Annotated in this window: 19 protein-coding genes; 9 read left to right on the top strand and 10 right to left on the bottom strand. The window is 66.7% G+C overall.

The window, feature by feature from the left end; translation table 11 throughout:
- Positions 1-77: 77 nt before the first annotated feature.
- The 7 genes from V3B64_RS06930 to V3B64_RS06960 all read right to left on the bottom strand — a co-directional run bounded on the left by V3B64_RS06930 (position 78) and on the right by V3B64_RS06960 (position 6,148).
- On the bottom strand, positions 78-530 hold the full coding sequence (locus V3B64_RS06930) for a ClpXP protease specificity-enhancing factor (protein ID WP_019659028.1): 453 nt from the start codon (positions 528-530) through the stop codon (positions 78-80).
- Between the two features lie 84 nt (positions 531-614).
- On the bottom strand, positions 615-1,250 hold the full coding sequence (locus V3B64_RS06935) for a glutathione S-transferase N-terminal domain-containing protein (RefSeq protein WP_032128879.1): 636 nt from the start codon (positions 1,248-1,250) through the stop codon (positions 615-617).
- Positions 1,251-1,384: 134 nt separating this feature from the next.
- Positions 1,385-2,134 (bottom strand): cytochrome c1, encoded by a 750-nt coding sequence (locus tag V3B64_RS06940; protein ID WP_032128878.1) that lies wholly within the window; start codon positions 2,132-2,134, stop codon positions 1,385-1,387.
- On the bottom strand, positions 2,127-3,386 hold the full coding sequence (locus V3B64_RS06945) for a cytochrome bc complex cytochrome b subunit (protein ID WP_032128877.1): 1,260 nt from the start codon (positions 3,384-3,386) through the stop codon (positions 2,127-2,129). Before V3B64_RS06945 ends, V3B64_RS06940 begins: the two co-directional genes overlap by 8 nt.
- On the bottom strand, positions 3,386-4,006 hold the full coding sequence (gene petA, locus V3B64_RS06950; RefSeq protein ID WP_010486121.1) for a ubiquinol-cytochrome c reductase iron-sulfur subunit: 621 nt from the start codon (positions 4,004-4,006) through the stop codon (positions 3,386-3,388). Before petA ends, V3B64_RS06945 begins: the two co-directional genes overlap by 1 nt.
- Positions 4,007-4,206: 200 nt before the next feature.
- The gene (locus tag V3B64_RS06955; RefSeq protein WP_329913845.1) at positions 4,207-5,133 is read right to left on the bottom strand and encodes a lytic transglycosylase domain-containing protein; all 927 of its coding nucleotides are present in this window, start codon (positions 5,131-5,133) and stop codon (positions 4,207-4,209) included.
- 46 nt (positions 5,134-5,179) lie between these two features.
- Positions 5,180-6,148, bottom strand: a complete 969-nt coding sequence (locus V3B64_RS06960) for a WYL domain-containing protein (protein WP_121503802.1) — start codon at positions 6,146-6,148, stop codon at positions 5,180-5,182.
- A gap of 80 nt (positions 6,149-6,228) precedes the next feature.
- Between V3B64_RS06960 and V3B64_RS06965 the strand changes: the two genes are divergently transcribed.
- Positions 6,229-6,849 carry a glutathione S-transferase family protein gene (locus tag V3B64_RS06965; protein WP_012510589.1) on the top strand — a complete coding sequence of 207 codons (621 nt, stop codon included), beginning with the start codon at positions 6,229-6,231 and terminating at the stop codon, positions 6,847-6,849.
- Between the two features lie 202 nt (positions 6,850-7,051).
- The gene (gene miaB, locus V3B64_RS06970; RefSeq protein ID WP_329913846.1) at positions 7,052-8,470 is read left to right on the top strand and encodes a tRNA (N6-isopentenyl adenosine(37)-C2)-methylthiotransferase MiaB; all 1,419 of its coding nucleotides are present in this window, start codon (positions 7,052-7,054) and stop codon (positions 8,468-8,470) included.
- Positions 8,471-8,536: 66 nt separating this feature from the next.
- On the opposite strand, the gene V3B64_RS06975 is transcribed toward miaB, so the two are convergent.
- The 3 genes from V3B64_RS06975 to V3B64_RS06985 are packed head-to-tail and all read right to left on the bottom strand — an operon-like array spanning position 8,537 to position 11,546.
- The gene (locus tag V3B64_RS06975; RefSeq protein WP_049399908.1) at positions 8,537-9,649 is read right to left on the bottom strand and encodes an ABC transporter permease; all 1,113 of its coding nucleotides are present in this window, start codon (positions 9,647-9,649) and stop codon (positions 8,537-8,539) included.
- The gene (locus V3B64_RS06980; RefSeq protein WP_329913847.1) at positions 9,646-10,569 is read right to left on the bottom strand and encodes an ABC transporter ATP-binding protein; all 924 of its coding nucleotides are present in this window, start codon (positions 10,567-10,569) and stop codon (positions 9,646-9,648) included. Before V3B64_RS06980 ends, V3B64_RS06975 begins: the two co-directional genes overlap by 4 nt.
- 20 nt (positions 10,570-10,589) lie before the next feature.
- The gene (locus tag V3B64_RS06985) at positions 10,590-11,546 is read right to left on the bottom strand and encodes an HlyD family efflux transporter periplasmic adaptor subunit (RefSeq protein ID WP_180844485.1); all 957 of its coding nucleotides are present in this window, start codon (positions 11,544-11,546) and stop codon (positions 10,590-10,592) included.
- Between the two features lie 483 nt (positions 11,547-12,029).
- On the opposite strand from V3B64_RS06985, the gene V3B64_RS06990 reads away from it, so the two are divergent.
- The 7 genes from V3B64_RS06990 (at position 12,030) to V3B64_RS07020 (ending at position 17,957) form a co-directional block, all read left to right on the top strand.
- Complete coding sequence (locus tag V3B64_RS06990) at positions 12,030-13,016, top strand: PhoH family protein (RefSeq protein WP_005415936.1); 987 nt, start codon at positions 12,030-12,032, stop codon at positions 13,014-13,016.
- Positions 13,013-13,498, top strand: coding sequence for an rRNA maturation RNase YbeY (gene ybeY, locus V3B64_RS06995; protein WP_005408831.1), 486 nt, complete (start codon positions 13,013-13,015; stop codon positions 13,496-13,498). Before V3B64_RS06990 ends, ybeY begins: the two co-directional genes overlap by 4 nt.
- Positions 13,499-13,539: 41 nt before the next feature.
- Positions 13,540-14,148: a hypothetical protein gene (locus V3B64_RS07000; protein WP_121503805.1), complete on the top strand. Its 609-nt coding sequence runs from the start codon at positions 13,540-13,542 to the stop codon at positions 14,146-14,148.
- Positions 14,148-14,735 (top strand): hypothetical protein, encoded by a 588-nt coding sequence (locus V3B64_RS07005; RefSeq protein WP_329913848.1) that lies wholly within the window; start codon positions 14,148-14,150, stop codon positions 14,733-14,735. Before V3B64_RS07000 ends, V3B64_RS07005 begins: the two co-directional genes overlap by 1 nt.
- Positions 14,736-14,799: 64 nt before the next feature.
- Positions 14,800-15,681 carry a transporter associated domain-containing protein gene (locus tag V3B64_RS07010; protein ID WP_005408827.1) on the top strand — a complete coding sequence of 294 codons (882 nt, stop codon included), beginning with the start codon at positions 14,800-14,802 and terminating at the stop codon, positions 15,679-15,681.
- Entirely contained in the window at positions 15,678-16,928 is a 1,251-nt protein-coding gene (locus V3B64_RS07015; RefSeq protein ID WP_329913849.1) for a DUF4105 domain-containing protein, read from the top strand. Before V3B64_RS07010 ends, V3B64_RS07015 begins: the two co-directional genes overlap by 4 nt.
- Before the next feature lie 6 nt (positions 16,929-16,934).
- A complete protein-coding gene (locus tag V3B64_RS07020; protein WP_012510579.1) occupies positions 16,935-17,957 on the top strand; it encodes a magnesium and cobalt transport protein CorA in 1,023 nt (340 codons plus the stop codon).
- Positions 17,958-18,148: the final 191 nt, after the last annotated feature.

Here is an 18,148-nt window from a genome sequence, read left to right on the forward strand (position 1 = left end):
AGTGCCGACCAACGGTCGGCACCCACCGGTAAATCCTGTAAAGGAAAACGCCGCCCATCGGGGCGGCGTCAGAGGGATTACTTGACCACGCGCAGGTTCGGGCGACCCTTGGGCGGCGGACTGGCCGGCGGGGTATCGTCCGGCGGCGTGCCTTCCTCGTGCAGCAGTTCGTCGCTGGTCGGCGCAGTTTCGCTGCCCGGAATGTCATCCGGCAGTGCCATGCCCTGCCCGGTCTCGCGGGCGTAGACGGCCAGCACGGCGCTGATCGGCACCTGCACCGGGTAGCTGGTGCCGGAGAAGCGCGCCGAGAAGCTCACCATCTCGTTGTCGATCATCAGCCGCACGACAGCGCGTTCGGCGATGTTGAGCACAACCCGGCCATCCTTGACCGCCGAAGGCGGGACCTGCACGCCGGGGACGCCGGCGTCGACCAGGATGTGCGGGGTCAGCTGGTTGTCGTTGATCCATTCCACCAGCGCCCGCAGCAGGTACGGGCGGTGGCTGGTCATGTGGAAGAAGTCTTCGGTCATGCGTGAAGTGTACGCGCCCGGCGCCCCGCCGGGGCGGATCGCCTGCACGCCGGTCGGCGTGCAGACGGGTAAAGCAAGACGGGATCAGCCCGGCAGATCGCGCAGCTTCTTTTCCTGGTCGGTCAGGCTGCGGACAAAACCCGGGTGGCGGAAGATGCGGTTGCCGTAGTCTTCAATCGCCTTGCCGTCCTTCGGCAGCGGCACATCCAGCGACTGCAGGCGCCAGATGATCGGCGCCATCGCGCAGTCGGCCAGGCTCATTTCCGGGTTGAGGAAGAACTTGCTGGCCTTGAACAGTGGCAACGAGGCCGTCAGCAGTTCTTTCAGGCGCTTGCGACCGGCCTCGGCCTGGGTCTTGTTGCCCAGCTGGATGGCCTGCACCTGCGGCACCCAGTCGTGCTCGATGCGCAGCATGGCCAATCGGATGCGGGCACGCGACAGCGGATCGACCGGCATCAGCGGCGGATGCGGGTAGCGCTCATCGAGGTATTCGCTGACCACCGACGCGGCGTAAAGCACCAGTTCGCGTTCGACCAGGGTCGGCACCGAGTGGTACGGATTGAGGTCGATCAGGTCTTCAGGCGGGTTCTGCGGATCGACCGGAACGAAGTCGAACGTGACCCCTTTCGCCGCCAGCACCAGACGTACACGGTGGCACAGCACATCGTCGTTCGAGGAAAACAGCGTCAGTGTATTGCGCATGCGTACGCTCGCCGCCATCAAAGGCTCTCCCACGACAGGAGACCGCCTGCCGCATCGGCGCCGCCGGCACCGTGCCAGCGATCGACTCCTCCCCGAGTGTGCAACCGACCATCACAAAAGCCAATAGGCCCGTGTGATGGTCGGCGGCAGATTCAGTGAACGTCCTTCCAGTATTCCTTCTTCAGCAGGTACAGCAGGAAGGTCAGCAGGGCCAGGAACAGGATCACCCACACGCCCAGCTGCTGGCGCTTGAGCGCGGCCGGTTCGCCGGCGTATTCGAGGAAGTTGGTGATGTCACGCACGGCCTGGTCGTACTGTCCGGCATCGACGTTGCCTGGCGTTTCCAGGCGCAGGCCGGTCACCGGCGGGTCCATGCCCGGCGCCTCCGGCTTGCCATGCACGGCATGCTGCAGGCCCTGCATTTCCCACAGCGGGTTGGGCATGGACGCGTTGGCGAACAGCGCGTTGTTCCAGCCCAGCGGCCGGCTGCTGTCCAGGTAGAACGACTTGAGGTAGGTGTAGACCCAGTCACTGCCGCGCACGCGCGCGATCAGGCTGAGGTCCGGCGGCATCTTGCCGAACCACTTCTCGGCGTTCTCCTTGGGCATCGCCACCGGAATCGGGTCACCGATCGCCGAGCCGGTGAAGTTGAGGTTGTTCATCACCTCTTCCTCGGTCAGGCCCAGGTCCTGCGCCATCCGCGAATAGCGCAGGTACTTCAGCGCATGGCAGCCGGAGCAGTAGTTCATGTACAGCTGCGCGCCGCGCTGCAGCGAGGCGCGGTCACCGAGATCGTTGCCGGCCTGCAGCAGCTTGGTGCCGCCCTCGGCGGCGGAGGCCAGGAAACTGCCCAGCATCAGGGCGGCCGTCAGGGCCAGCCGGACCATCCAGCGTTCAGTCATGGGTGGTCACCCTCTCCGGTACCGGCTTGGTCCTGTCCAACCTTGTCCATAGCGGCATGGTGATGAAGAACGCGAAGTACAGGAAGGTCAGCACCCGCCCGATGTAGGTCTCGTGCACGTCGGTGCCGGGGCCGGAACCGATCACGCCCAGCCAGACGAAGCACACCGCCAGTACGCCCAGCATCACCTTCGAGATCCAGCCGCGGTAGCGCACCGATTTCACCTTCGCCTTGTCCAGCCACGGCACCAGGAACAGGATCGCGATAGCCGAGAACATCACCAGCACGCCGCCCAGCTTGTTCGGCACCACGCGCAACATCGCGTAGTACGGCGTGTAGTACCAGACCGGCTTGATGTGCTCCGGGGTCACCAGGCGGTTGGCCTCGGTGAAGTTGTCGTGCTCCAGGAACAGGCCGCCGAAACCGGGCGCGAAGAAGATGATGAAGGCGGCGATGATCAGCAGGAAGCCGGCGCCGACGCCATCCTTGAGCGTGTAATAGGGATGGAACGGAATGCCGTCGGCCGGGGCGTTCGGCGACCAGCGGTTGCCCTTCGGCCCCTTCTTGATCTCCACGCCATCGGGATTGTTCGAACCCACTTCGTGCAGCGCGCCCAGGTGCAGCACCACCAGCAGCAACAGCACCAGCGGCAATGCGATGACATGCAGCGCGAAGAAGCGGTTGAGCGTGGCGTCACTGGGCAGGTAGTCGCCCATGATCCACTCGGTCAGGCCGTTGCCGATCACCGGTATGGCGCCGAACAGCGAGATGATCACCTTGGCGCCCCAGAACGACATCTGGCCCCACGGCAGCACGTAGCCCATGAACGCTTCGGCCATCAGCACCAGGTAGATCAGCATGCCCAGGATCCACACCAGCTCGCGCGGCTTCTGGTAACTGCCGTACAGCAGGCCGCGGAACATGTGCAGGTAGACCACGATGAAGAACAGCGAGGCCCCGGTGGAGTGCATGTAGCGGATCAGCCAGCCCCACTCCACATCACGCATGATGTATTCGATGGAACCGAACGCCTCGGCGGCGTTGGTCTTGTAGTGCATCGTCAGGAAGATGCCGGTGACGATCTGGTTGACCAGCACCAGCAGCGCCAGCGAACCGAAGTAGTACCAGATGTTGAAGTTCTTCGGCGCGTAGTACTCGCTGACGTGCTTGCGGTACACCGGCATCAGGCCCGGTGCCCGGGCATTGACCCAGTCGGCCACGCCGCTGGCGGTACGGCTGAGGATATTGGCCATCAGGCAGCCCCCTGCGGATCGACACCGATGATGATGGTGTTGTCGTCCTGGTAGTGGTGCGCGGGCACCTTCAGGTTGATCGGCGCCGGCACGTCCTTGAAGACGCGGCCGGACATATCGAAGCGCGACTTGTGGCAGGGGCAGAAGTAGCCGCCCTTCCACTGCGGGTCGTAGGGTTCAGGCCGGATCTCGGCGACCATTTCCGGCGAGCAGCCCAGGTGCGTGCACAGGCCGACCAGCACGGAGATGTCCGGCTTGATCGAGCGCAGCTCGGGGTTCTGCTTCAGCACGTACTCCGGCTGCTGGTCCTTCTCGCCGGACTCGGGGTCCTTGAGACGGCCGTCCAGCCCGTGCAGCGCATCGAGGATCGCCTTGGACCGTTTGACGATCCAGATCGGCTGGCCACGCCATTCCACGATCAGGCGTTGGCCTTCCTGCAGGGCGCTGATGTCGGCCACCACCGGTGCGCCGGCAAGCTTGGCGCGGGCACTGGGGTTCCAGGATTTGATGAAAGGAACTGCGGTGAATCCGACGCCGACGGCGCCCACCACGGCTGTGGTGGCAGAAAGAAAACGCCGACGTCCGGTGTTGACTGGATCGTGTACCCCATCGTTGGCCATCCGGCACTCCGATATTGATTAGGTAGCTTTAAGGCTGCCAGCGGATCCGGTGGGGGCCAGAGCCGCATTGAATCACGGTCGAGTGTAGCGGAACCGTCGCGCGCCACACAACGCATTGCAACAACATTGATTGCGGGGTTGCCGGCCAGCGGCCGGTCGGTACCGGCCATTGCCCAGGGGTTGCCGGCCAGCGGCCGGCACTACTGGTGCGTCAATGCGGTGCGGTAACGCTCGGCCAGCTGCCCGACCCGGCGCACGTAGTACTGGGTTTCGCTGTAGGGCGGCACGCCACCGTGGCGGTCGACCGCGCCTTCGCCGGCGTTGTAGCCCGCCGCCGCCAGAGTCAGATCGCCATTGAAGCGCTTCAGCAGCCATGCAAGATACTGCACGCCGCCACGGATGTTCTGCCCGGCATCGTAGGAATCACTGACCCCGAAGCGCGCGGCGGTTGGCGGCATCAGCTGCATCAGGCCCTGCGCACCCGCGCGGCTGAGCGCGGTCGGGTTGTAGGCCGACTCGGCGTGGATGATCGCGCGCACCACAGCCTCTTCCACGCCGAACTCGCGCGCGGCCGAGGTGATCTCGGCCTGGAAGGCCGAGGTGTTCAGGCGCACGGTGCCGAAGTCCACGCGTGGATTGACCCCGCACGCGTAGCAGCGCTCCATGAAGCTGTAGCGGATGGTCCGCACCGGGCCGAGGTTGGCCACCTGGGTCGGGCGCGCACTGGTGTAGTGGCGCACGCCGTCCTTCATGAAGGAATAGACCTGGCCGCTGACCATGCGTCCGGCGCGCGGGGCGACCGGCTGTGCTGGAGCAGCTGCGGGCGCGGATGCAGGTGTCGGCGCGGCCGCTGCCGGCGTTGCGGCGCTCGCGGCAACGGCCACCGGATTGCGTTCAATGCTGGCCACCGCGGTCGGCGGCGGCCTTGGCGCGGCCACCACCGGGCGCGGCGCCGGACGGGTGTCGCGGCTGTAGCTGATGGTGCTGCAGCGCGCACCGGCCACCCGCTTGCTCACATAACTGGTGACGCCGTCAGGGCCCTGGCACTTGTACAGGGTTCCGGCGCTGGCCGGCGCAGCGGTCAGCGCAGCGATGATGATCGCCGTTGTCCCCAGTATCCCCTTCATGGCGGCGAGTGTCCCAGCTTCGCCTGGGCTTGCCAAGCGATGTGGCTCAGCCTGTGACCGGCGGCACAGCCAGCACCTGGCCCAGCCCGGCCAGGCGCTGGGCCAGTTCGTCGCGCAGGCCCGGCGGCGTGGTCCACAGCGCCACCGGCACGCGGTCCAGGCTCAGGATCTGCGCCAGCATCATGCCCCGGCTCTCGGCCCCCATGCGCAGCAGGCAGTGCTCGGCGCCATCCGCCTCCAGCACCCCGCACCAGGGCGGAATGCGGCCTTCCAGCTCGGCGCGGCTGCCGGCCAGACGGACGATGGCCTGCAGCGCGAACGGGGCCTGGCTGACCGCCTGCCGCACCATCACGTCCGGCGGCGCCGGGGTGCGCCGGTGCATGCCCGGCTCGGAGCACTCACGCACCTCGCCCATCCGGTCCACGCGCAGGGTGCGCCAGTCCTGCCGGCCCAGATCCCAGGCCAGCAGGTACCAGCGCCGCCCGTAGTTGACCAGGTGCTGGGCCTCGACCTCGCGCTGGGTGACGGCCTCCTGTGCGCTGCGGTATTCGAAGGCCAGCCGCGACGCCTGCCGGCAGTACTGGGCCAGCCGCCCGAGCACGCGCGCATCGGTGGACGGAAGATCGGACAGGGTGGCCGTCGCTGCATGCACCTCGCCGGCCTGCTGGCGGCGACGGGTCGGCACCAGCGGGTCGAGCTTGGACAGCAGGCCACGCGCGGTGTCGTCAATGCCGGCGACGGTGGCCGAGGCCGCGCGCAGGGCGATGGCCAGGGTGGTCGCCTCTTCCTCATCCAACAGCATGGGAAGTACGGGTGCCCCTGCCCCCAGCTGGTAGCCGCCGCCAACCCCGGATGAGGCCTGCACCGGATAGCCCAGTTCGCGCAGGCGCTCGATGTCACGACGGATGCTGCGCCGGTCCACGCCCATGCGCTCGGCCAACTCGGCCCCGGACCACTGGCGACGGGCCTGCAGCAGGGCGATCAGGCGCAACAGTCGATGGGCGGTATGGCGCATGAAGGATCGAGGACAGAATTCGTCCGCAATAGTGCCCCAGGATGAGCTCCAGTTCACCACCCACCGCAAGGAGCAATGCCATGACATCCCGCCAGATCACCCTGTACCACGCCGCCCGTTCACGCTCGAGCGGCGCCGTGGCCCTGCTCGAAGCGCTGGGTGCCGACTACCGCATGCAGGTGCTGGATCTGAAGGCCGGCGCCAACCTGGCCCCGGCCTACCTGGCCATCAACCCGATGGGCAAGGTGCCGGCCATCGTCCACAACGGCGCACTGGTGACCGAACAGGTGGCGATCTACCTGTACCTGGCCGACCTGTACCCGGAAGCCGGGCTGGCCCCGCCGATCGGCGACGCCCTGCGCGGCCCCTACCTGCGCTGGATGGCCTTCTACGGCGCCTGTTTCGAGCCGGCGATGATCGATAAGGCAATGCACCGCGAGCCGCCGCCGCGCCTGATGTCGCCCTACAACGACGCAGAGACGGTGCTGCAGGTGATCGAAGCCCAGCTGGCACAGGGGCCGTACCTGCTCGGCGAGACGATGAGCGCCGCCGACGTGCTGTGGGGCAATGCGCTGGCCTGGACCACCGCCTTCGGCCTGGTGCAGCCGGCGCCGGCCACGGCTGATTACATTGCACGGATGAGTGCGATGACCGCTTTCGACCGTTCGCGGCAGATCGATGCGGAGCTGGCAGCGGCCTGAGGCATGCCGACGGGCGCGGCCGGGCGCTACCGGGGGGGCGGACCCGGAATTCCAGTAGATCCACGCCATGCGTGGATGACCAGCCCGCCGTGCCTGCGGGACGGAAAGCAGCCAGGCATCGCCTGGCTCTACCGGGCCGGCGTACGCGCCGGGATGTAGGTAGAATTGCCGGCTTTCCCGCCACCCGAATGGATTAAGCGCCATGACCGGGACGCCAGACGTCTTTCCGCCCGCCACGCCGGGCGGTACCCCGCTCGTTGCCCTGCCCGCCGGTCCGCGCAAGCCCGACCAGGTGAAAGGCAAGCTGTACATCAAGACCCACGGTTGCCAGATGAACGAGTACGACTCGGCCAAGATGGCCGACGTGCTTGCCGCCAGCGATGGGCTGGAACTGACCGACAGCCCGGACGACGCCGACGTCATCCTGGTCAATACCTGCTCCATCCGCGAGAAGGCGCAGGAGAAGGTGTTCAGCCAGCTGGGCGTGTGGAAGGGACTGAAGAACAAGGGCCGCGAGGTCATCATCGGCGTGGGCGGCTGCGTCGCTTCGCAGGAAGGCGAGGCAATCATCAAGCGCGCGCCGTTCGTCGACCTGGTGTTCGGCCCGCAGACCCTGCACCGCCTGCCGGAACTGATCCGCGCACGGCGCGAGCAGAAGCGCCCGCAGGTGGACATCAGCTTCCCCGAGATCGAGAAGTTCGACCGCCTGCCGGAACCGCGCGCCGAAGGCGCTTCGGCCTTCGTCTCGATCATGGAAGGCTGTTCCAAGTACTGCTCGTTCTGCGTGGTGCCCTACACCCGCGGTACCGAAGTCAGCCGCCCGTTCGAGGACGTGGTGGTGGAGGTGGCGCAGCTGGCTGCACAGGGCGTGCGTGAGATCAACCTGCTCGGCCAGAACGTCAACGCCTACCGTGGGCCCTATGGGGACGGCGAGTTCGCCGACCTCGGCCTGCTGATCCGCACCATCGCCGAGATCGATGGCGTCGGCCGCATCCGCTTCACCACCTCGCATCCGCTGGAGTTCAGCGATTCGCTGATCGACGCGTTCCGCGACGTGCCGCAGCTGGCCAGCTTCCTGCACCTGCCGGTACAAGCAGGCAGCGACCGCGTGCTGTCGGCGATGAAGCGTGGCTACACCGCACTGGAATTCAAGTCGAAGATCCGCAAGCTGCGCGCGGTGCGCCCGGACATCTCGATCAGCTCGGACTTCATCGTCGGTTTCCCCGGCGAGACCGATGCCGACTTCGAGAAGACCATGAAGCTGATCGAGGACATCGGCTTCGACCACAGCTTCTCCTTCATCTATTCGCGTCGCCCGGGTACACCGGCTGCGGATCTGGAGGACACGATCAGCGATGCCGAGAAGCACGCGCGCCTGTCGCGCCTGCAGGAACGCATCAATGCGCACGCTGCCGGCATTTCCGAAAAGATGGTCGGTACCGTGCAGACCGTGCTGGTGGAAGGCCCTTCGCGCAAGAACCCGAACGAGCTGACCGGCAAGACCGAGAACATGCGTTCGGTGAACTTCCCGGCGCCGGCACGATTGATCGGCCAGTTCGTGGACGTGGTGATCACCGAAGCGCTGACCAATTCGCTGCGCGCGCGCGTGGTGGCGGAATAAGGTTTGCCGACCAACGGTCGGCACCCACCGCGGTAGTTGTGGATGCCGACCGTTGGTCGGCATTCCCTAATCCAGGCGCTTGCGGAAACGCAGGATCGCCAGCGTCATCATCACCACGATGAAGGCCAGCAACGCCAGCGCATCGTGCCACAGCTCCCACAGCGAGGCGCCGCGCAGCATGATGCCGCGCACCAGGCGCAGGAAGTGGGTCAGCGGCAGCACTTCGGCCAGCCACTGCACCGGCCGTGGCATGCCGGCGAACGGGAACATGAAGCCCGACAACAGGATCGACGGCAGGAACAGGAACAGCGTCATCTGCATCGCCTGGAACTGCGAGCGCGCGCGCGTGGAGATCAGCAGGCCCAGCGCCAGGTTGGCCAGCACCAGCAGCACCGCGGCCAGATAGATGTCCAGCAGGCTGCCGCGGATCGGCACCTGGAACAGCCAGGTGCCCAGCACCAATACCAGCGTGGTCTGCAGCAGACCGATAGCCGCATAGGGCAGCACCTTGCCGACCATCAGTTCGCTGCGCGACACCGGTGTGGCGATCAGCAGTTCCATGTTGCCGCGCTCGCGTTCGCGCACCACCGCTACGGCCGTGAACATCACCAGGGTCATGGTCAGGATCACCCCGATCAGGCCCGGCACGATGTTCACCGCCGAACGCCGCTGCGGGTTGTAGAAGCTGGTCACGCTGATCGGACCACCAGCGATGCTGCCTTCGCGCAGCGGCCGCGTGTTGCTGGTCGGACGCGTATCCAGCGGCACCTGTGCCAGCTGGATCGCTGCGCTCTGCACCACGGTGTCGCTGCCGTCGACCAGCACCTGTACCGCTTCGCGTCCATCGAAGCGACGACGCTCAAAGTCGGCCGGCACCACGATACCGACACTGATTTCGCCACGGCGCAGCGCCTGCATCAGCTGATCGGGCGTATAGGCTTCGCTGCGCGGCGTGATCACGCCGGTGGCAACCATGTCCTGCACCAGCGCGCGTGACGCCGCACTGTTGGCCTGGTCGGCGACACCGGCGTTGAGATGACGCAGGTTGAGATTGATCGCGTAGCCGAACAGCAGCAGCTGCATCACCGGAATGCCGACGATCATCGCCAGCGTAATGCGGTCGCGGCGCAGCTGCCGCAGCTCCTTGAGCATGATCGCCCACAGGCGGCGCAGGTTCATGCCGCCGGCTCCCGGCCACGGCCGCGGGTGGCGGCCACGAAGACGTCTTCCAGGTTCGGCGCCACCGGCTCAATGCTGGCCTGCGGATCGGCACCGGCCAAGGCGCGCTGCAACGTGGCCATGTCGGCCGCGTCTTCACTGCACAGCACGCGCAGCTGCGTGCCGATCTGCGCCACGCTCAGCACGCCGGGCAGTTCGGCCAGCGCGCGGCTGGCCTGGCGCGGCTGCGAGGATGTGACCTGCAGCGTGCGCCCTTGCAGCCGTGCACACAGTTCGGCCGGCGTGCCGTCGGCCACCAGCGCGCCGCGATCAAGGATCGCCAGGCGGTGGCAACGCTCGGCCTCGTCCATGTAGTGGGTCGACACCAGCACCGTCGTACCGGCATCGGCCAGCTCGAACAGGGCTTCCCAGAAATCGCGGCGCGATTCCGGATCGACCGCACTGGTCGGCTCGTCCAGGAACAGCAGTTCGGGCGAATGCACCACGGCACCGGCCAGGGCCAGGCGCTGCTTCTGGCCACCACTGAGCGTGCCAGCCAGTTGTGGCTGGCGGTCCTGCAGCCGGTATTGCTGCAGCAGTTCGTCGACCCGCTGCCGGGCCTGTGCGCGCGGCAGGTCCTGGATGGCGGCGAGGAACTCCAGGTTCTCGCGCACCGACAGATCTTCGTACAACGAGAAGCGCTGGGTCATGTAGCCGATGCGTCGGCGCAGCGCTTCGGCCTGCTCGGGAACCGCCAACCCCAGCACCTCGATCTGCCCTGCGCTGGGTTCCAGCAGGCCGCACAGCATGCGGATGGTGGTCGACTTGCCAGACCCGTTCGGGCCCAGAAAACCGTATACCTGTCCGCGCGGTACGGTCAGGTCGACGTTGTCCACGGCCAGCAGCTCGCCGAAGCGGCGGGTCAGGCCCTGCGCATGCACCGCGATGTCCGCACCGGTGTTCAGAAGCGCACCTGTACCGGAAGACCCGCTGGCAGTTTCTGCATGTCGCTGTTCCCGTCCACTTCAATCTCGGCCAGATAGCTCAGCCGTTCGACGTCATCGCCGGTCAGTGCGTAGTACGGCGTGAACGATGGTTCGCTACGGATCGCACGTACATGCCCCTTCAGCACGGTGTTGCCGCCTTCCAGCTGTATCTGCGCGGCCTGCCCGACCTTGACCTGCAGACGCAGCGGTTGCGGCAGGTAGACGCGCGCATAGGGGCGCTCGCCGACCAGCATCACTGCCAGCGGCGCACCGATCGGTGCCTGGTCACCCTGCCGGTAGGGCAATGCATCGACTACCCCGTCGCGCGGTGCACGCAACTGCAGCTTCTGCAGGTTCACGCTCTGTACCACCTGCTGTGCCCGTGCGGCATCGGCGGCCGCCTGGCCCTGGGCGATATCCTGCACACGGCTGCCGTGCACCCGCTCCAGCCAGGCCTGCTCGGCAGCACGCACGCTGGCTTCGGCATTGCCGGCGGCGGCGCGTGCTCGATCCAGTTCAGCGGCGGCAATCAAGCGCTGCTGTGCCAACGGCTGGACCCGTCGGTAATAGGCACTTGCTTCGGCAGCCTGTGCGCGCAACGCGGCCAGTTGTGCCTGGGCCTGAGCGATCTGCTCCTGGCGTGGGCCGATCTGCAGTTCTTCCAGCTGCGCCTGCGCACGCGCCGTATCAGCCTGCGCTGCGGCGAACTGCGCGTCTCCCCGCGCCGGGTCCAGCTGCATCAGCACGGTCCCGGCCTTGACCTGCTGGCCCTCGCGCACCTCCACCGTGGCGATCACTTCGGCCGCCGGTGCCGGCACCGTGATCCGGTCCCACTCCAGCGTGCCCAGCGCAGTCGGCGTTGACTGCCCACACCCCACCAGCAGGCCCATGCCCGCCAGTCCGATTCCACGCATCCCGTTGCCGATGCCCATGCCATCCCCTCCTGCGACGGCGACACGGTGCCATGTGCCCCGTGCACCCTCAATGATTCCAATCAGCCCTGACGGTTTTTTCACCACGCGTGGGCAAGCCTTTTGCTGCAAGGCTCCGCACCACCTATCCACAGGTTGATTCGGCATCATTCCACAACCGTTGTGGAAATCCGGCAGGACCCGGCGCTGTTGCTCGCCCGGCAACGAAACCTGCACTGCCATCACGATGAATGCCCCCCGCGCAGGCCACCCGTGGCAGTGCTGCCGTAGCGACCGGCGACCATGACGCTTTTTTCACCAGGACCTCATGGGCCTTGTGGCACAAGCATTGCGAAGGTCTATCCACAGGTTTCCGCGTGCCCCGTCCACACCGGGTGTGGAAAACGCTGTATCGACCGTCTGCTGGCCGTGTGCCCCGCACGCGCGCTACCCTTGTCCTCCCTGAATACACTGCGGTGGAAGGCGTCCGCCCCACCCCAAGCAATGAAAAGCATCGATCATCGAGACTTCACCCTGTCGCCGGAAGACAACGAGCGACTGGCCAACCTGTGCGGCCCCTTCGACGGGCACCTGCGCCAGATCGAGCTGAAGCTCGGCGTGGAGATCGCAAATCGTGGCTTCGTGTTCCGCATCAGCGGCCCCAACGAAGCCATCGTCGAGGCGCAGAAGCTGGTTGAAGCGCTGTACGCCGAAGCCGGCGAAACGACCTTCGACAACCACGCCATCCACCTGCGCCTGGCGCAGGCCAATGTCGAGCAGATCGCCGAGCGCTCCTACGAAGCACAGGACGTGGCGATCAAGGTCAAGCGCGGCACGGTGCGCGGCCGCGGCGCCAACCAGGGCCGCTACCTGCACCAGATCGCCACCCACGACATCAACTTCGGCATCGGCCCGGCCGGTACCGGCAAGACCTTCCTGGCCGTAGCCAGCGCGGTCGAAGCCCTGAACGAATCGCGGGTGCAGCGCCTGATCCTGGTGCGCCCGGCGGTGGAGGCCGGCGAGAAGCTGGGCTTCCTGCCCGGCGACCTGAGCCAGAAGGTCGATCCCTACCTGCGACCGCTGTACGACGCCCTGTACGAGATGATGGGCGTGGAAAAGGTGGTCAAGCTTCTGGAGAAGAACGTCATCGAGATCGCGCCGCTGGCCTACATGCGCGGCCGCACGCTCAACGATGCGTTCGTGATCCTGGACGAAGCACAGAACACCACCATCGAGCAGATGAAGATGTTCCTGACCCGCCTGGGCTACGGCTCCACTGCGGTGGTCACCGGTGACCTGACCCAGACCGACCTGCCCAAGCACGTGAAGTCCGGCCTGCGCGACGCCATCGACGTGCTGCGTGAGGTCGAGGGCGTCAGCTTCACCTTCTTCGAATCCCGTGACGTGGTCCGCCACCCGCTGGTCGCGCGCATCGTGAGCGCGTACGACCGCCGCGACCTGCATCAGATCCAACCTGGAGCAACTCCATGACCCGTGGTCCCGTGCGATTGGACGTCGCCGTCAGCTATGCCCTGCCGCGCGCCGGCCTGCCGGCGGCAGTGAGCTTCCGCAAGTGGGTGGCCGCCGCGTTGAAGGGCCGCATCCGCGAGGCCGATCTGGCCATCCGCGTGGTCGATGCCAAGGAAGGACAGTCGCTGAACCGCCATTACCGCGGCAAGGACTACGCCACCAACGTGCTCAGCTTCCCGGCCGAAGTGCCCGAAGGCCTGCCCAAGGGCGTAAAATTCCCGCTGCTGGGTGACCTGGTGATCTGTGCTCCGGTCGTGGCACGGGAGGCCGACGAACAGGGCAAGGCGCTCAATGCCCATTACGCGCATCTGACCGTGCACGGCGTGCTGCACCTGCTCGGCTGGGACCACGAGGACGACAAGGAAGCCGAGGCGATGGAGCAGCTGGAGCGGGAAATCCTGGCCGAGCTGGGCATCGACGATCCATACGCGGGCGAGCGCTGAGCGGGCCACAGCCCGTCGCCAGGAACACGAGAGGAACAAGGATGACCTCGGGAAACAGCTCAATGATGTTTGTGATCGGCGCCACCTTGTTCGCCATGCTGCTGGTGCTGGGCGCGTATGCCGTGCGCCGCATCAGTGCCCGCGAACCCAGCGGCAGGCACTGGCTGCTGCGCAGCCTGGCCCTGCTCTCGCCCGTGTGCCTGCTGGCCGGGCTGGCGATCGGCATGATCGGCCCGCACCTCAGCGGACGGTTGGAACCGGCCCATCTCCCCGGTCTGCTTGAAACGTCGATGGTGCTGACGCTGGTGGGTGCACTGACCCTTCCGCTCCTGTGGCGGATGATCGTGCACCGCCGCCTGGGCCGCCCCGTGAACTCACTCCCGTTCTTCCACGCCAGCCGTACCTCGCTGCTGGTGCTGTTCGTGCTGGCTGTGATCTACATGAAAGTGGCCAGGACCGCGGCAGCGGAACTGATGCCCTGGCTGACCAGCCCGGGCCTGTGGCCGGCGGTGGCGCGCATCGCGGGGCAATCGATGCAGGTCGCCATGCTTGCGGTCGTGCTGACCCTCTCACTGATGGTCGTGCGACGGGCGATGACCGGTTTCCTGCGCCTTCTCACCGGGCTGTTCCGGCGCTCGCCGGGGCTATGATGGCGGCCCTTCGCCTGCGGAAATCGACCGTGTCACTGCGCTGCTGCCTGCCCCTGCTCTGTGCCCTCGCCGCTCCCGCCGCCTTCGCCACCAGCCTGGACCTGCCGGCCCTGATCGAATGCCGCCAGGGCGTGGCCGAGCAGGCCGCGCTGGCGCCGCTGCTGGCCGATCCGCTGAAGGCCGTGGCCCAGGGCCTGCAGCCGCTGCCGCAGGGCAACCAGTTCATGAGCGAGTTCCGGCTGGCCGGCCCGATCACCGTCTTCGGCCAACAGACCGAGCGGGTGGCGGTGGCCGGCACCAGCATCATGGCGGTGCTCGACCAGGCCGACCCACGCCCGCTGGCCAAACGGCTGGAATTGGAGACCGGCTACGACCAGGACGGCAAGTTCATGGCCGGCCGCGAACTGGTCAGCCGCGACGTGACCGACCCGAAGACCGGCGAGGCCCAGATCGAGTCGATCATCCTCAGCGTCTCCACCGTGGCCTCCCACCCCGGCAAGACCCTGGCCGGTTGCACCTACAGCCTGGACCTGCCCGAGGAGGAGCCGGCCCCGGCCGCCCCAACCCCGGCCACCGGCAGTCACTGACAGGCCGTCACATCCTGCTAGACTTGGGTCAACGCCCGGCCTGCCGGGTGCCTTTTTTCCAGAGATGTCAGAAGACGACAGTAGTAGCTCCCCTGCGGAGCACAGTGAAAAGAAGCGCGGCTGGCTTGAACGCCTGACCTCCGCCTTCTCCGGCGAACCCCATACCCGCGACGAGCTGGTCGCTGTCCTGCACACCGCGCAGGAAGAGGGTCTGATCGCCGCCGATACCCTGAAGATGATGGAAGGCGCCATTTCGGTGGCCGAGCTGACCGTGGGCGACGTGATGATTTCGCGCTCGCAGATGGTCTCGCTGCCGGTTGAAGCGCCCTTCCTGGAACTGATGAAGCAGGTGGTCGAATCCGGCCATTCGCGCTTCCCGGTGCACGGTGAGAACAAGGACGACATCCTTGGCATCCTGCTGGCCAAGGACCTGCTGCGCGGCGTGGTTGCCGACAACGGCCCGGCCAACGTGCGCGAGCTGCTGCGCCCGGCGGTGCTGATCCCGGAAGCGAAGAAGCTCAACGTGCTGCTGAAGGAATTCCGCCTGTCGCGCAACCACATGGCCATCGTGGTGGACGAGTACGGCGGTGTCGCCGGCCTGGTCACCATCGAGGACGTGCTGGAACAGATCGTCGGCGAGATCGACGATGAGCATGACGAGGCTGAAGATCCCTCGGCGCAGATCGCCATCCAGTCCGACGGCCAGTACGTGGTCGACGCGCTGACCCCGATCGGCGACTTCAACGAGCGCTTCGGCGCGACGTTCTCCGACGAGGACTACGACACCATCGGCGGCCTGGTCACCGAGGCCGTGGGCCATCTGCCGGAAGTCGGTGACGAGCTGGCGCTGGATCGCTTCATGTTCCGCGTGGCCCGCGCCGATGCGCGCCGGGTACAGGCCTTCCACGTGACCGTGCTGCCGCCGGACGCGCAGGACGACGCTTGAAGCGCCGCGGCCTGATCCTCATGGTGTGGCTGGCACTGTGCGTGCTGGCCATGGCCCTGCCGCTGGCCGCCTTCGCGCAACCGGTGGCAGCCACACCTGCCGTACCTGCAACCAACGCTGAAGTCCCTGCCCCGCGCATCGGCGTGGTGACCATGCAGCCGGGCACCGTGTTCTTCGAACGCTTCGGCCACGACGCCATCGTCGTGGTCGATCCGGTCAGCGGCGAGGCAACCTCGTACAACTTCGGCTACTTCGATCCGTCCGAGGACGATTTCATCAGCCGCTTCGCACGCGGCGACATGATGTATTACCTGGTGGCGCTGCCGTTGCAGCAGGACCTGTCGTACTACGACGAGACCGGCCGTGGCGCCAGCGTGCAGTGGCTGGACCTGCGCCCGGACCAGGCGCGTGCGCTGGCCGCCGACCTGGCCGAGCGGGCCAAGCCGGAAAACGCGCGCTACCACTACGATTACTACACCGCCAACTGCGCCACGATGGTGCGCGACACGGTGGACAAGGCACTGGGCGGCGGCCTGCAGTCACAGCTGTCGGGGCGCTCGCGCGGCAACACCTACCGCAGTGAATCGGTCCGCCTGGCGTCGCCGGCACCGTGGATGTGGCTGGGCTTCGATGTCGGCCTTGGGCCATTTGCCGACCAGCCGCTGTCGCGCTGGCAGGAAGCCTTCGTGCCGATGCGCCTGGCCGATGCGCTGCGCCAGGCACGCAACAGCGATGGCCGTCCGCTGGTGCAGTCCGAACAGGAACTGCTGCCGCATCGTATCGATGCGGAGCCGAAGGAATTCGCGCGCCGCTGGTGGCCATGGCTGCTGCTCGGGCTGATCGTGGCCGGCGGCGTGCTGGCGCTGCGCAACCGCCCGCGCCTGCTGGCCGGAATGGCCCTGCCGTTCTGGCTGCTGTGCGCCCTGTTTGGTGGCGTGCTGGTGTTCCTGTGGGACTTCAGCATCCACTACGCCGCGTGGGCCAATCGCAACCTGCTGTTGCTTTCGCCGCTGGCCGTGCTGCTGTTGCCGGGTGCAATCGCCCTGCTGCGTCGTCGCGTGCCGGGCCGCATGTTCAGGATCGTGCTGTGGCTGCTGGCGGTACAGGCGGTGGCCGCGCTGGTACTGCACTGGCTGAGCCTGCAGGCACAGTACAACGTGCAGTGGATCGTGCTGCTGCTGCCCGTCCACGTCGCGCTGGCATGGGTGCTGGGGCGTACTCCTCACTTGTCCAAAACACAGCACTGACGCACGATGGCGGGCATGTCATTGCCCGCCTCTGCTGCCGCGCCCGCCTCGGCCAACCCCGCCTGCGTCATCAACTGCGTCCACTACGATGACGAGGGCAAACGCCACGACATCACCCTGGATGCCATCAGCGATGTCATTGCCAGTGGCAACGGCTTCGTCTGGGTCGGCCTGTACGACCCCAACGACGATGTGCTGTTGAAACTGCAGGAAGAGTTCTGCCTGCACGACCTGGCCATCGAGGATGCGCGCAACGCGCACCAGCGGCCCAAGGTCGAGACCTACGGCAATTCGATGTTCGTGGTGGTGACCACCGCGCAGATGGTCGACGAGCGCATCCAGTACGGCGAAACCCATGCCTTCCTCGGCCCGCGCTTCCTGGTGACGGTACGCCATGGCGCGTCGCTGTCCTATGCCCCGGTGCGTGCGAGGGTGGAACGCGAGCCGCAGCTGCTGAAGATGGGCCCGTCGTACTGCCTGTACGCGGTGACCGACTTCGTGGTCGACAACTACCTGCCTATCGTGCACCGCTTCCGCGACACCCTGGAGCTGCTGGAGAAGGACATCTTCGCCGACACCTACAAGCGCAGCACGGTGGTGCGGCTGTACGAGCTCAAGCGCGAGCTGAACAAGATGCGGATGGCGGTGGCGCCGCTGCAGGATGTGCTGGCGCAGCTGCGCCGCTACCAGGGCGAGCTGATCCCCGACGAAGTGAAGCTGTACATCCGCGACGTCCACGACCACGCGGTACGCATCAGCGATGTGATCGACACGCTGCGCGAGATGCTCGGCACCGCGCTGAGCGTGAACCTGTCGCTGGTGACGCTGGCGCAGGGCGAGACGGTCAAGCGGCTGGGTGCATGGGCCGCGCTGCTGGCGGCGCCGACACTGATCACCAGCTGGTACGGCATGAACTTCAGCCACATGCCTGAGCTGAGCGAGCCGTGGTCGTACCCGCTGATGATCGTGGGCGTGGGCGGTGTGTGCGTGGGGCTGTACCGGTTGTTCAAGCGCGCGAAGTGGTTGTAGGGCGTATCGACCAACGGTCGATACCCACCAGGCACGGGGGGCGTCGATACCCACCAGGCACGTGGGCATCGATACCCACCGGACCGGTAGGCCACGACCGTTGGTCGTGGCGCATGACCCGCGTCTGGTAGTGGCGGGGGCGGGCGGGGCGCCCCGCGGCCGCCGGGCGCGGCGCGGCCGCCGCGGGGGGG

It is taken from the genome of Stenotrophomonas sp. SMYL86 (assembly GCF_036320025.1).
Lineage (GTDB): Bacteria > Pseudomonadota > Gammaproteobacteria > Xanthomonadales > Xanthomonadaceae > Stenotrophomonas > Stenotrophomonas maltophilia_A.